The organism is Microbacterium sp. MYb45 (assembly GCF_002979655.1).
Lineage (GTDB): Bacteria > Actinomycetota > Actinomycetes > Actinomycetales > Microbacteriaceae > Microbacterium.
Window position 1 is genome coordinate 18723 of the sequence record NZ_PCPG01000017.1, and the last position, 11614, is coordinate 30336.

Annotated in this window: 16 protein-coding genes; 8 read left to right on the forward strand and 8 right to left on the reverse strand. The window is 69.6% G+C overall.

Features of this window, described 5'->3' with window-relative positions:
• The first annotated feature begins 5 nt into the window (after nucleotides 1–5).
• The 6 genes from CQ034_RS17740 (at nucleotide 6) to CQ034_RS17765 (ending at nucleotide 4276) form a co-directional block, all read left to right on the forward strand.
• Nucleotides 6–446, forward strand: a complete 441-nt coding sequence (locus CQ034_RS17740) for a DUF6194 family protein (RefSeq protein WP_105712112.1) — start codon at nucleotides 6–8, stop codon at nucleotides 444–446.
• A gap of 2 nt (nucleotides 447–448) precedes the next feature.
• On the forward strand, nucleotides 449–979 hold the full coding sequence (locus CQ034_RS17745; RefSeq protein WP_105712113.1) for a putative immunity protein: 531 nt from the start codon (nucleotides 449–451) through the stop codon (nucleotides 977–979).
• A gap of 54 nt (nucleotides 980–1033) precedes the next feature.
• Nucleotides 1034–1711 carry a response regulator transcription factor gene (locus CQ034_RS17750; RefSeq protein WP_105712114.1) on the forward strand — a complete coding sequence of 226 codons (678 nt, stop codon included), beginning with the start codon at nucleotides 1034–1036 and terminating at the stop codon, nucleotides 1709–1711.
• Complete coding sequence (locus CQ034_RS17755) at nucleotides 1704–3020, forward strand: HAMP domain-containing sensor histidine kinase (RefSeq protein WP_258134261.1); 1317 nt, start codon at nucleotides 1704–1706, stop codon at nucleotides 3018–3020. Before CQ034_RS17750 ends, CQ034_RS17755 begins: the two co-directional genes overlap by 8 nt.
• Nucleotides 3021–3098: 78 nt before the next feature.
• The gene (locus CQ034_RS17760; RefSeq protein ID WP_105712115.1) at nucleotides 3099–3926 is read left to right on the forward strand and encodes a PepSY domain-containing protein; all 828 of its coding nucleotides are present in this window, start codon (nucleotides 3099–3101) and stop codon (nucleotides 3924–3926) included.
• 122 nt (nucleotides 3927–4048) lie between these two features.
• Nucleotides 4049–4276 (forward strand): RNA-binding S4 domain-containing protein, encoded by a 228-nt coding sequence (locus CQ034_RS17765; protein ID WP_029264302.1) that lies wholly within the window; start codon nucleotides 4049–4051, stop codon nucleotides 4274–4276.
• A gap of 9 nt (nucleotides 4277–4285) precedes the next feature.
• On the opposite strand, the gene CQ034_RS17770 is transcribed toward CQ034_RS17765, so the two are convergent.
• Together CQ034_RS17770 and CQ034_RS17775 are read right to left on the reverse strand one after the other, a co-directional pair.
• Complete coding sequence (locus tag CQ034_RS17770) at nucleotides 4286–4738, reverse strand: hypothetical protein (protein ID WP_105712116.1); 453 nt, start codon at nucleotides 4736–4738, stop codon at nucleotides 4286–4288.
• A 98-nt stretch (nucleotides 4739–4836) separates the two neighbouring features.
• On the reverse strand, nucleotides 4837–5460 hold the full coding sequence (locus tag CQ034_RS17775; RefSeq protein ID WP_105712117.1) for a LysE family translocator: 624 nt from the start codon (nucleotides 5458–5460) through the stop codon (nucleotides 4837–4839).
• A gap of 98 nt (nucleotides 5461–5558) precedes the next feature.
• Here CQ034_RS17775 and CQ034_RS17780 point away from each other — a divergent pair, with 98 nt between their 5' ends.
• Nucleotides 5559–6014 carry an Lrp/AsnC family transcriptional regulator gene (locus tag CQ034_RS17780; RefSeq protein ID WP_029264299.1) on the forward strand — a complete coding sequence of 152 codons (456 nt, stop codon included), beginning with the start codon at nucleotides 5559–5561 and terminating at the stop codon, nucleotides 6012–6014.
• A 33-nt stretch (nucleotides 6015–6047) separates the two neighbouring features.
• Here CQ034_RS17780 and CQ034_RS17785 read toward each other — a convergent pair whose 3' ends face one another.
• From CQ034_RS17785 to CQ034_RS17800, 4 genes are all read right to left on the reverse strand, one after another.
• Nucleotides 6048–6446, reverse strand: a complete 399-nt coding sequence (locus CQ034_RS17785; RefSeq protein WP_105712118.1) for a siderophore-interacting protein — start codon at nucleotides 6444–6446, stop codon at nucleotides 6048–6050.
• Nucleotides 6443–7342 carry an RNA polymerase sigma-70 factor gene (locus tag CQ034_RS17790; protein WP_105712119.1) on the reverse strand — a complete coding sequence of 300 codons (900 nt, stop codon included), beginning with the start codon at nucleotides 7340–7342 and terminating at the stop codon, nucleotides 6443–6445. The genes CQ034_RS17785 and CQ034_RS17790 overlap by 4 nt, the downstream gene beginning before the upstream one ends.
• Nucleotides 7343–7367: 25 nt before the next feature.
• The gene (locus tag CQ034_RS17795; RefSeq protein WP_105712120.1) at nucleotides 7368–8138 is read right to left on the reverse strand and encodes an SDR family oxidoreductase; all 771 of its coding nucleotides are present in this window, start codon (nucleotides 8136–8138) and stop codon (nucleotides 7368–7370) included.
• Between the two features lie 100 nt (nucleotides 8139–8238).
• Entirely contained in the window at nucleotides 8239–8829 is a 591-nt protein-coding gene (locus CQ034_RS17800) for a hypothetical protein (protein ID WP_105712121.1), read from the reverse strand.
• 222 nt (nucleotides 8830–9051) lie between these two features.
• Between CQ034_RS17800 and CQ034_RS17805 the strand changes: the two genes are divergently transcribed.
• The gene (locus CQ034_RS17805) at nucleotides 9052–9789 is read left to right on the forward strand and encodes an SDR family oxidoreductase (protein WP_105712122.1); all 738 of its coding nucleotides are present in this window, start codon (nucleotides 9052–9054) and stop codon (nucleotides 9787–9789) included.
• A gap of 67 nt (nucleotides 9790–9856) precedes the next feature.
• On the opposite strand, the gene CQ034_RS17810 is transcribed toward CQ034_RS17805, so the two are convergent.
• Nucleotides 9857–10795 (reverse strand): alpha/beta fold hydrolase, encoded by a 939-nt coding sequence (locus CQ034_RS17810; protein WP_258134262.1) that lies wholly within the window; start codon nucleotides 10793–10795, stop codon nucleotides 9857–9859.
• Nucleotides 10796–10864: 69 nt separating this feature from the next.
• Nucleotides 10865–11608, reverse strand: coding sequence for an alpha/beta fold hydrolase (locus tag CQ034_RS17815; RefSeq protein WP_105712124.1), 744 nt, complete (start codon nucleotides 11606–11608; stop codon nucleotides 10865–10867).
• Between the last annotated feature and the right edge of the window lie 6 nt (nucleotides 11609–11614).

Genomic DNA, 11614 nt, shown 5'->3' on the forward strand with positions numbered 1-11614 from the left:
GAGGGATGACAATGCAGGAGATCATCGAAACAGTCCGTGGCTTCGACGGCGCCCTCGTCGTCACCCCCGAAGCGGGCAGCGACTTCCCTGCGCTTTCCTGGGGAGACGCCTACTTCTATCACGCACCGGACGGGCGGATGCCGGAGCGCACCCAGCCGTACGGAACGATCATCACGAAGGACTACCCCGACGACACGGCTTCCGCGCTGAATGCGCCAGGGCGGTTCCGTGTGAACATCCACGTCGGACGCGAGCAGGTGGCGTCGCTCGTCCCCGTGGATACCGCGCCGGCGGAAGTCGACGTGTTCCAGCGGCATCCGCTCTACGGTGCGGTCGGGTGGGTGTGCGTGATCGACCCCGCGGAGCGCACCTCGGAATCCGTGCTCGATCTGCTCCGCCAAGCGCACGAGTCCGCCCGGCAGCGGTCCCAGCGCCGGGCGAGGTGAACATGACCACCGTGCAGGGCATGACCGAGGCCGACCGCAGGATCGTCGCCGTGTGGGCGGCCGACTGCGCCGAGCGGGCACTGCCCCTGTTCGAAGCGGAGGCGCCGGACGACGACCGCGCCCGAGACGCCATCGCCCGGGCACGAGCATTCGCCCGGGGTGAGCTCAGCGCCGCCGAAGAGATCCGTCGGCGGTTCGTCGCGGGCAGGGCCGCCCACAGTGCGACCTCGCCGGCAGGGGCTGCCGCCGCGCGGGCCGCCGCACAGGCCGCGGGCGTCGCCCACATGGGCGCCCATGCACTCGGAGCGGCGGCATACGCCGCGAAAGCCGTGGAGCTCGCGCACCCCTCGGCGCCCGAGGCACGCGCCGAAGAGGTGCGCTGGCAACTCGCCGCCCTGTCCCCTGAAGCATCCGCCGCTCTGCGCGCACTCCCCCCGCTCGGCGAGGATTCCGCGGGCCCTCTCGGCCCCGGCCTGCTCGCCACCGGCACGCTGGGCGAGGTGATCCGCGAGATCCAGCAGCACCTCCGCTGACGCGTCCTGCCGAGCTTCAGCCCCGATTCAGCGTCGACCGGCCACACTGGAGGAATGCGGATCCTGGTGGTGGACGACGAGGTGCGCCTGGCCGAGGGTGTGCGCCGCGGCCTGGAAGCCGAGGGCTTCGCCGTGGACGTCGCGCACAACGGCGTCGACGGGCTCTGGCGGGCACGGGAGACGCGCTACGACGCGATCGTGCTCGACCTGATGATGCCGGGCATGAGCGGCTGGAAGGTGTGCGAGGCGCTGCGCGCCGAGGAGAACTGGACGCCCGTGCTGATGCTGACCGCCAAGGACGGCGAGTGGGACCAGGTCGAGGCGCTCGAGACCGGCGCCGACGACTACGTCACCAAGCCGTTCTCGTTCGCGATCCTCGTCGCCCGCCTCCGCGCCCTCGTGCGCCGCGGAGGCGTCGCTCGCCCCGCGATCCTGGAAGCCGGCGACCTGCGACTCGACCCCGCCGCCCACCGCGTCTGGCGAGGCGACATCCCCGTGACCCTCACCGCACGGGAGTTCTCGGTGCTCGAGTATCTGATGCGCCACCGCGGCCAGGTGCTGTCGAAGCGCGCGCTCATCGAGGGTGTCTGGGACGACGACTTCGACGGCGACCCCAACATCGTCGAGGTCTACGTCGGGCACCTGCGCCGCAAGCTCGACAAGCCGTTCGGCCGCGAGGCGATCGAGACGATCCGCGGCGCAGGCTACCGGCTGGCGGCCGACGGTGGCTAGGCGCAGCTGGCGCTCGGTGCGCGGGAGGACCACGCTCGGGGCGACGGTCGTCGTCGCGGTGGCGTTGCTCATCGGCGCGTTCTCGTTCTACGGCGTGCTCAGCGCCAGCATCCACAGCAGCACCGAGCGGGCGGCCGAGCAGCGCCTCGACGAGCTCACCGAGCGCAGCGACGGACCGGGCCGCGGCGGGATCGACGCCCTCGAGGACGAGTTCGTGCAGCTCATCGGCGCCGACGGATCGGTGCGGGCGGCCAGCGAAGACGCCAGGGAAGCGCTCGGTGCCGCGGCCCTGCCCGTGTCCGACGACCCGCAGACGCTGACCGTCGACGGGGAGCGGATGCTCGTCGTCTCGGACGACCTCGATGACGACCAGACACTAGTGCTGGCCGTTTCGATGGATGACGACGCCGAGACCCTGACGACGGTCGCGACTCTGCTCGCCATCGCCGTGCCCCTGCTCCTGCTGCTCGTCGCGGTGACCACCTGGCTCGTGGTCGGCCGGGCGCTCCGACCGGTCGAGCGCATCCGCGAGAAGGTCGACGGCATCACCGCCGAGCGCCTGCACCAGCGCGTGCCGGTGCCCGAGACGGCCGATGAGATCGCGGCACTCGCGACCACCATGAACGGCATGCTCGATCGACTCGATGCCGCGGCCACCGCGCAGCGGCGCTTCGTGTCGGACGCCTCGCACGAGCTGCGCTCTCCCCTCGCGACCATCCGTCAGCACGCCGAGCTCGCGCAGGCACACCCCGACGTGACGAGCATCGCCGAGCTCGCCGAGGTCGTCTCGGAGGAGGGGCTGCGCCTGCAGGGCATCGTCGAGTCGCTGCTGCTGCTCGCCCGGCTCGACGAGGGTGCGAGCACGCACGACGAGGCGGTCGACCTCGACGACATCGCGCTCGGTGAGGTGCGCCGGCTGCGGGCCGCCGGGCTCGACGTCGACGGCTCCGGCATCCAGGCGGCCAGGGTGAACGGCGATCCCCGTCTGCTCGGCCAGCTGCTGCGCAACCTCGCCGACAACGCGGTGCGGCACAGCCGCGGACGGGTCGCGATCGGCGTGACCCCCTCGGGCGGTCACGTGTTCGTGACGGTCGAGGACGATGGCGCCGGCGTGCCCGCCGAGGAGCGCGACCGCATCTTCGAGCGCTTCGTCCGCCTCGACGAGGCGCGCAGCCGCGATGCCGGTGGCAGCGGACTGGGTCTCGCGATCGCGCAGGGCATCGCCGCATCGGCTCGCGGAACGCTCGCGGTCGACGACTCCCGCTGGGGCGGCGCCCGCTTCGTCGTCACGCTGCCCCTCGGCGGCTGAGCGCTTGATCGGCCGTTCCTGAAGACCGCTTCAGGAGGCTTCAGGGAGGCTTCAGCGCCTACGCGAGACCATCGGGACATGGACGACAAGACACCCACCCCGGACCAGACTCCCGACCAGACCCCCGCGAGCACCCCGGATGCGCAGACCGTTCCGGTCACCCCCGCTGCGGACGCGGCCACGCCGGCAGCCGGTGTCGGGCAGCACCCCACGTTCCCCGCGGCCGAGCCGGTCGCCACCCCCGCGGCATCCGCGCCGAACCCCGGGCGCAAGCGTGCACTCCTCATCGGTGGCGGCATCGCGGCGGCCGTGATCCTCGCGGGCGGCGGTATCGCGGTCGGGGCGGCCATCGGCGATGAGTTCGGCGATGACGACGACCGGCCCGCGATGTCGGACGGCCCGCGTCACGACGAGGGAGCGCCCCACGGCGATCGCGACGACCGCCGCGACGACGACGACGGCTCGTCGAACGACCGCGGTCCGGTGACCGGCATCGGCACGGCATCGGCCGACGAGCTCATCGAGATCGCGGATGCCGCACGAGGCGCCGCCGAGGGCGAGGTCACGTCGATCGACGCGAAGCGTGACGGCACCTGGGAGGTGCAGCTCACGACCGCCGACGGCACTGAGACCGACGTCCGCGTCGACGAGACCCTCGCCGCTTCCGTGATCGAGACGGATCCGGCCGACGGCGACGACACCGGTCCCGCGCTCACCCTCGACGACGCGACGATCCGCTCGCTGGTCGACGCCGCGCTCGCGGAGGCCGACGGCATGATCACCGACCTCGATGTGGACGGCGACGACGTGAGCCCCTACGACGCGTCGGTCCTCACATCGGACAACCGCTCGATCGACATCGACTTCAGCGCCGACTTCGCCGTCGTCGGGACCGACATCGACTGAACCGAGGGCCTCGTCCCCGGGCTGTCCTGCGACGTCCGATACTCCCGATGCCGCCGCCCCTCCCCCGAGGCGGCGGCATCGTCATGCGCCGGGGCGGACACGGCGACGGCTAGCATTCAGGGATGAGCACCTCCGGACCGATCGACGACATCTCCATCGGCGGCGAAGTGATCCGCCTCGGACAGTTCCTCAAGTTCGCCGGCCTCCTCGACTCGGGCGGCGACGCCAAAGAGGTCATCATCGACGGATACGTGACCGTCAATGGCGAGGTGGACCGACGCCGCGGACGCCAGCTGCGCGACGGCGACCTGGTGTCGTTCGAAGGCCGAACGGTGCGCGTCCGCCCCTGACGCGGGAGCTCAGCGGACGTCGCGCGGCAGGACCTTCCGCACGGTCACGACGATCAGGGCGATCAGCAGGCCGACCAGAGTCACATCGGCCACGATGTACGCGTAGTGCGCCCAGTTGGTCCCGGCGGCGGCGAGTCCCGCGATCACCAGGTCACTGCGCTGGTTCAGCACGGGGCGGATGACGGCGACCTCGATGAGGTAGACGAACCAGATCGACCCGAGGATGCTCAGCGTCGCGCGCCCTGCCCGCGCGCGCACGTTCACCACCGTGAGCACGATCAGCACCACGCCCGCGAGCACGTTCAACGCCGTGAACACGAGCCGCCCGATGCCCAGCCCGATCGGGATCGTGACGCCCGGCGCCAGGAACTTCAGCGGCGCCTCCAGGAACGAGATGGCGATGATCGCGCCGAGCAGGAACGCCGGCAGCAGCAGACGGAGGGCCGTGGTCGTGCGTGCCATTCCCGTCACCGGTTCCCTTCGCCTGCAGATGGATCCGTGTCCGACGCTACGCCGACCTCTCGATCGAGGCGCCGCCGAGCACCGTGCTTAAGCGCTGCTCACAACCACTCGAACACCTGCTCGATGAGGATCCCGACACCGATGACGGTCATCGCGATGCCGGCGAGGCGGGTGACCAACGAGCTCGCGCGTGGGCGGGTGCGCAGCAGGCGGCGGGCGAGCAGTCCGACCGTCGTGTAGACGACGGCGATGTTGAGCAGATGCAGTCCGCCGAGCGCGAGCATCTGCGTCGTCGACGACCAGCCGTCCGGACTCGTGAACTGCGGCAGCAGAGCGAGCAGGAGCAGCAGCCCCTTGGGGTTGATGCCGCTCACTCCCGACCCGCGCAGGAACTGGGACCATCCGCCGGTCGCGATCGGCTCCCCGCTCTCGGTGATCGGCGCCGGGCGGCTGGCGAGCGTCGTCGCGCCGAGGAAGATCAGATAGAGCGCACCGACCACGGTCAGGGTCGTGAGCGTGACGGGATACGCGGTGACGAGTGCGCCGAGCCCCAGCGCGACGGCGACGATTACCACCGTGTAGCCGGCGAGCATCCCGAGGATCGAGGGTGCGATCGAGCGGGCGCGCAGCCCGGCCGATATCGCGTACGCCCAGTCGGCACCGGGGGTCAGCGCGAGCATGACCGCGACCAGCCAGAACTGCATGACCAGTGCGATATCCATCGGTCCTCCTCAATCCGAGGAAGAGACTACGAAGGATCCCGCGAAAGGTGCTTCGATTCTTCGCGTGCTGACGGCTGAATCCTGCAAGACTTGTCGCCATGGATGCACTTGACCGGGAGATTCTCTCGCTATTGCAGGATGACGGCCGGATGAGCGCGACGAACCTCGCTTCGCAGGTCGGTCTGAGCCTCTCGGCCTGCCATCGACGGCTCAAGGAGTTGGAACAGTCCGGGGCGATCGAGCGGTACCGCGCGGTGGTGGCTCCGAAGGCGGTCGGGCTCACGTTCGAGGCGATCGTGTTCGTGACGATCGGGCGCACCGACAAGGACACCATCGTCGCGTTCGAAGAGGCGGTCGTGGCCATCCCCGCGGTCGCCGAGGCACAGCGCCTGTTCGGCGACCCCGACTACATGCTGCGCATCCTCACCCGCGACATGAGCGCGTACCAGGAGCTCTACGACAGCACCCTCGGAGCGCTCCCCGGCGTGCAGCGGCTCACCTCGACCATGGTCATGAAGCGCCTCGGCGCCGACCGCGCGGTGCCGATTCCCTGACGGGCGGAGAAGCGTCACCGCACGCGGACGTGCCTATCGATTCCAGTGCCGAAGCTTGTCGGGGTTGCACACGATCCAGATGTTGGACAGCAGATGCGATCGCATCTCGGCCGTGAGCGCGGCGACGATGCGCTCCCCACGAACCAGCGTGAGGCCCGGCACACCGTTGACCGACGCGGTGGCGATGAAGGTCCCCGGCGTCATCAGCGCACGCAGCTCCGACGCGGCCGCCTCCGGCCCCGTCGCCGGCATCGGACCGGTCGGAACGTGACCGCCGCTGTCGATGACCACCACGACCTCCGGGTGGAGCAGCGCCCGGATCGCGTCCTCGTCCAGTGCGCAGAGTGCACTTCCGAAAGTCTCGATGGTGTCGGCATCGGCAGCATCATGACGGCGCCGGCGCAGCCACGCCGGGTAGTGCTTGCGGGTCATGCGGTGACCGCGTTGACGTGCCCGAGCTTCTGCGGACTCATCACCCAGAGCAGCTGCAGGATGCCCTCGCTCGACGTGGTCGCCGTGACCATGGTCGTGACCTCGCCGCCCTCGACGAGGGTGGCCGCGGGCTGGCCGTTCACCTGCACCCAGTCGATCGTCTTCCCGATCCAGAAGTGGTGCGCGAACGCCGCGACGAACTGCGCCACGCGCCCGCGACCCACCACCGGGATGCGGGCGGCGAGCTTGGTGCCATTGCCGTCGGTGTAGCTGACGACATCGGCCGTGAAGAGGGCTTCGAGCTCGTGGGCATCGCCCTTCTGGGCGGCCGTGAGGAACGCCTCGAGCAGCCGACGCTGCGCCACCGGGTCGACGTGGGCGTTGCGCGTGGACGACAGGTGCGCCCGTGCCCTGCTGACGAGCTGCCTCGCGCTCACGACACTGCCGGAGATCACCTCGGCGATGCGCGGGTACGGATAGTCGAACGCCTCGCGCAGGATGTACGCCGCCCGTTCGGTCGGGGTGAGCTTCTCGAGCGTCAACAGGATCGCGAACTGCAGCGCCTCCGCCCGTTCGGCGCCGAGCGCCGGATCGTCATCGGTGTTCACGGGCTCGGGAAGCCACGGGCCGATGTACGTCTCCCGCCGCGAATGCGACGACTGCAGCACATTGATCGAGAGCCGGGTGGTGATCGTCGTCAGGAACGCCACGGGTTCCTGGATCTTGCTGCGATCCGTGTTCTGCCAGCGGATCCATGTCTCCTGCACGATGTCTTCGGCATCGGCGACCGTGCTCAGCATCCGGTACGCGATGCCGAAGAGTCGTCGGCGGTGCGTGTCGAAGACCCGTACCGCCTCGTCGAGGTCTGCGGTCTCACCGAATCCGCTCTCGGCCATCGTCACGCCCTTCGCCCCCCTGTCTTCATCGGAGTCCTGCGACCAGGCGTCGGCCCTCTTCGTGAACCCAGGCATCGAGGGTCGTGGACGCGAGACGCAGCGGAGACCGAGGAAGCAGCAGGTCTCCGGAGATGTTGAAGCCCAGGGTAGTGGTGTCCTCGTCCTCGACGACATAGCGCGGGTCATGGTCGACGCGGAGCACGCGACTCACGAACTCGGGGAGGGCCATCTGCTCGGGGCCTCCGAAGTCGACCGCGCCGCCGAGCGGATCCCCCATCGCCAGGTCGACCAGCGCTTCGGCCACGTCGGATGCCGCGACGGGCTGTACGGGCTTCGGTGGCAGATGCACGGTGTCGTGTGCGGTGTTCCACTCCGCGATCTTCCGCGCGAAGTCGTAGAACTGCGTGGATCGGAGGATGGAGTGGGCGATCGGCCCCGACCGTACGAGGATCTCCTGCATGCCCTTGGCGGCGAAGTATCCGTCTTCCCCGGCGTGATCCGCGCCGACGATCGACAGCACGACGTGATGCTTCACTCCCGCGCGCTCCTCCGCCTCCAGCACACGCTGCGTGGTGGTCTCGAAGAACTCGCGTGCGGCGGAGCCCGAGACGTCCGGGGCGTTGGTGACGTCGATCACGGCATCGGCGAACTCGAGCGCCGCATCGAGGCCCTGCCCCGTGCGCGCATCCACGCCGCTCGCCGGCGCAGCCACCACGACCGCCTGAGCTCGACGTTCGAGTTTCTCGACGACCATCCGGCCCACCTGGCCGGTCCCACCCAACACGACGATCCGCATCTCGCTCGCTCCGTTCCTGGGTCCCGCGCCGTGCGCGCAGGGGGTTCTCGTCAACAGTGACCGGACAGCACCTCGAAGTGTGACAACAGTCGGAGAACTTTCACGTGGCAGCCCGGATCCGTCGTCGTTCGTAGATCAGGGTCGCGGTCAGCAGGAGCGCACCGATGACGATGCCCGCGGTCTGGGCGGGCAGCTCGGAGACTCCGAAGACCCCGACGAGCGCCAGGGTCACGAGGGCACCGCCGAGTACGGCATTCACCGCGCCGACCATGCTGGCCATGGTGAACAGGAACGAGGAGCGCGCGTACCGCACCCCGAGCTCGCCGGACTGGGGCGCGTCGAGCGCGATCAGCTCGGAGCCCCGCGGATGCAGGCTGACGAAGTACTCGCGGATCCGCTCCATGCGTCGACGCGCAGTGATGTTCTCGACGCTCGTGTCGACGAGTCTCACGACCGTGAACCATCCCAGCGCGAAGATCGCCGGCAGGACGGTGAACGCGAGAATACCGATCAGGGCGGGCGAGTTCGCGGCGAACCCGATGGCCACCAGACCGCTGGACAGGGTCGACAGGTAGATGGAACTGCGCGTTCCCGCTTCGCTGATCGTCGAGCTCGCCGCCGACTGCAGCACGAACAGCTCCGTGCCGACCGCGCTGTTCAGGGCCGAGACATCGGGCCTCTCATCGGTCATGATTCGCGCCGTCGCTCGGCGTCAGTGCGGGAGAACGCCTGCTCGCTGATGGTCGACATGTTCACCTTCCGGGTCGTGGGGCGCGATATCGCCCTGTCCACAGCAGAGACCGGGCGGGGGATCCGGTTGTGACAGGCCTTGAGCGAACAGCCCCTCCGAGGTGTCACAGGGCGAAGTGGTTCGCGGTCACATTGGCGTCCGAGAAAAGATCAGGAGAAGCAGATGGAAAGCAGTCTCAGAAGCAAAGTCGTGCTCGTGACCGGTGCGTCGTCGGGAATCGGCCGGGCCACCGCCCTCGCCCTCTCCCATGAAGGGGCGATCGTGGTCGCGGCCGGACGTCGCGCCGAGCGCTTGCAGACGCTGGTGGAGGAAGCGCCAGGAGAGATGGTGGCCATGGAGCTCGATGTGACCGAGCCGGAATCCGTCGACCAGGTCGTCTCTGCGGTCGTCGCCCGCTTCGGTCGGCTCGACGCCCTCGTGAACAACGCCGGTCTGATGCTCGCGGGCATGATCCTGAACGCGGACACGGACGAGTGGGTGCGGATGGTGGAGACCAACCTGCTGGGTTCGATGCGCGTTGCCCACGCGGCGCTCCCCCACCTCATCGAGTCGCACGGCTCGTACGTGCAGGTGTCGTCGACGTCGGGTCGCATCTCGTCGGCCGGGGCTGCCGCCTACTCGGCGACGAAGTTCGGCATCACCGCGTTCGCCGAGTCGTTCCGCCAGGAGGCGACCCCGTACGGGGTGCGGACGATCGTCGTGGAGCCCGGCTTCGTCGCCACGGAGCTCGTGAACCACACCACCGACCCGGTGATGCGGGAGGCGGCCGATCGCATCGGTGAGTCGATGCGCACCCTCCAGCCCGAGGACATCGCGGCGGCCGTCGTGTACGCCCTCGGGCAGCCCGATCATGTGGCGGTGAATGAGATCCTGGTGCGGCCCACCGATCAGCTGCACTGAGGATCACGGCTCCCTCCGTGTCGCGAATGGTGCGCCGCCGTCGTCCTGACGGCGGCGCACCTTCGGCTCACGGAGTTCCGGCACCGTCTCCCGGCGGTTCGGCGACGTCGGCCACCGCCTGGGCGAACGCGTGGGGCGCCTCGGCCGGGAGGTGATGCCCCGCGTGCGGGATCCGGCGATGCTCGCGCGGGCCGGTGAACAGGTGCGCCTGCGGCGTGCCGTCGGTCGCCGGGAAGTTGCCGTCCGCCATGCCGTCCAGCGTGATCGTCGGAACGCTGATGGGCGGGGCCGACGCCAGTGCGCGCTCGAGCTCGTCGTACTTCGGCGCCCCGGGTGCCAGTCCGAGCCGATGACGGTAGGAGTGGATCACGACGTCGACGTAGTCGGGGTTGTCGAACGCGGCGGCGGCACGATCCATCTCGGCATCGCTGAACGCCCACTCCGGCGAATTGCGGCGCCAGATCACGTCGGCGATCTCGCGTCGGTTGGCGTCGAGGCCTCGGCGTCCGCGATCGGTGGCGAAGTACCAGAAGTACCAGAATCCGGCTTCCAGGTCGGGACGGATCGGCGTCTGAGAGGCGGCGATGTTCTGGATGAGATACCCGTTCACCGAAACGAGGCCCGAGATCCGCTCGGGCCACAGCGCCGCGACGACACAGGCGGCGCGACCGCCCCAGTCGTACCCGGCGAGGACCGGCTCGTCCAGGTCGAGGGCGTCGATGAACGCCAGGAGGTCGGACCCGAGCGCCGTCTGCTCTCCGGTCCGAGGCGCGTCCTGATCGCGGAACCGGGTGCCGCCGTGGCCGCGCAGATACGGGACGATCGCCCGGTATCCGGCTTCGACGAGCATAGGCGCGACTTCGACATAACTGTGCACGTCGTACGGGTAGCCGTGCAGGAGCACGACGGGATCCGCCTGCGGGTCGCCGAGGTCGAAGTAGGCGACGGAGAGGTCTCCCGCATCGACACGGCTGGCGGCGGGAAACGCGGAGGGGGCAGTGGTCATGGTCATTCCTTCTCTGGCCGATGGTGCGGCGCCCCGCACCGCGGTGGCAGTGCGGGGCGCCGCGGTCTGTCAGGCCGCGCTCGACGTCTGGCTCGCGACGTACGCCTTTCCGGCGGCGGCGATGACCTCGGCGACAATGTCGGGGTTCGACACCAGAGCGGCGTGCGATGCCCCCGCGATCTCACGCGTCCCCTGCGAGGAGGCGCGCTCCGCACCGGCGCGGAAGACGGCGACGGGGATGTTGAGGTCCTGGTCGCCGAACACGTGCCAGGACGGGATGCCCTTCCAGGCCGGGTTCGCGGCGGTGATCGCATCCGAGAGCGCCGCCTCGGTGACGGGCCGCTGGGTCGCGGCCATGAGGGCGGCGACGTCCTCCGCCACATCTGCCGCGAACTGGTGGTGGAAGGCTTCCGTGCGAATGGCGAACTCGTTGCCACCGGTCGTCACGGGGTACGCGGTGAGGGTGTCGCCGAGGGTGCTTCCCGGCGCGCTCGTCGACAGGTCGAACGCGCTCTGGCCGGTCTCCGGGACGAACGCCGAGACGTAGACGAGACCGACGACGGCGGGGTTGTCGGCCGCAGCCTCGGTGATCACGATGCCGCCGTAGGAGTGGCCGACGAGGATGACGGGTCCGCCGATGGAGGCGATCACATCGCGCACGTAGGCGGCATCGACGGCGAGGCTGCGCAGCGGGTTCGCGGCGGCGACGACCGTCACGCCGTGGCTCTGCAGCCGGCTGATGACGCCGTTCCAGGACGCGGATTCGGCGAACGCGCCGTGGACGAGGACGATGGTGGGCTTTTCCGTGGACATGGTTTC

What these genes read in the sequence shown, in the direction of transcription:
- CQ034_RS17740 (WP_105712112.1), top strand. Translation starts at nt 6, where the DNA reads ATGACAATGCAGGAGATCATCGAAACAGTCCGTGGCTTCGACGGCGCC.
- CQ034_RS17745 (WP_105712113.1), top strand. Translation starts at nt 449, where the DNA reads ATGACCACCGTGCAGGGCATGACCGAGGCCGACCGCAGGATCGTCGCC.
- CQ034_RS17750 (WP_105712114.1), top strand. Translation starts at nt 1,034, where the DNA reads ATGCGGATCCTGGTGGTGGACGACGAGGTGCGCCTGGCCGAGGGTGTG.
- CQ034_RS17760 (WP_105712115.1), top strand. Translation starts at nt 3,099, where the DNA reads ATGGACGACAAGACACCCACCCCGGACCAGACTCCCGACCAGACCCCC.
- CQ034_RS17765 (WP_029264302.1), top strand. Translation starts at nt 4,049, where the DNA reads ATGAGCACCTCCGGACCGATCGACGACATCTCCATCGGCGGCGAAGTG.
- CQ034_RS17770 (WP_105712116.1), bottom strand. Translation starts at nt 4,738, where the DNA reads ATGGCACGCACGACCACGGCCCTCCGTCTGCTGCTGCCGGCGTTCCTG.
- CQ034_RS17775 (WP_105712117.1), bottom strand. Translation starts at nt 5,460, where the DNA reads ATGGATATCGCACTGGTCATGCAGTTCTGGCTGGTCGCGGTCATGCTC.
- CQ034_RS17780 (WP_029264299.1), top strand. Translation starts at nt 5,559, where the DNA reads ATGGATGCACTTGACCGGGAGATTCTCTCGCTATTGCAGGATGACGGC.
- CQ034_RS17785 (WP_105712118.1), bottom strand. Translation starts at nt 6,446, where the DNA reads ATGACCCGCAAGCACTACCCGGCGTGGCTGCGCCGGCGCCGTCATGAT.
- CQ034_RS17790 (WP_105712119.1), bottom strand. Translation starts at nt 7,342, where the DNA reads ATGGCCGAGAGCGGATTCGGTGAGACCGCAGACCTCGACGAGGCGGTA.
- CQ034_RS17795 (WP_105712120.1), bottom strand. Translation starts at nt 8,138, where the DNA reads ATGCGGATCGTCGTGTTGGGTGGGACCGGCCAGGTGGGCCGGATGGTC.
- CQ034_RS17800 (WP_105712121.1), bottom strand. Translation starts at nt 8,829, where the DNA reads ATGACCGATGAGAGGCCCGATGTCTCGGCCCTGAACAGCGCGGTCGGC.
- CQ034_RS17805 (WP_105712122.1), top strand. Translation starts at nt 9,052, where the DNA reads ATGGAAAGCAGTCTCAGAAGCAAAGTCGTGCTCGTGACCGGTGCGTCG.
- CQ034_RS17810 (WP_258134262.1), bottom strand. Translation starts at nt 10,795, where the DNA reads ATGACCACTGCCCCCTCCGCGTTTCCCGCCGCCAGCCGTGTCGATGCG.
- CQ034_RS17815 (WP_105712124.1), bottom strand. Translation starts at nt 11,608, where the DNA reads ATGTCCACGGAAAAGCCCACCATCGTCCTCGTCCACGGCGCGTTCGCC.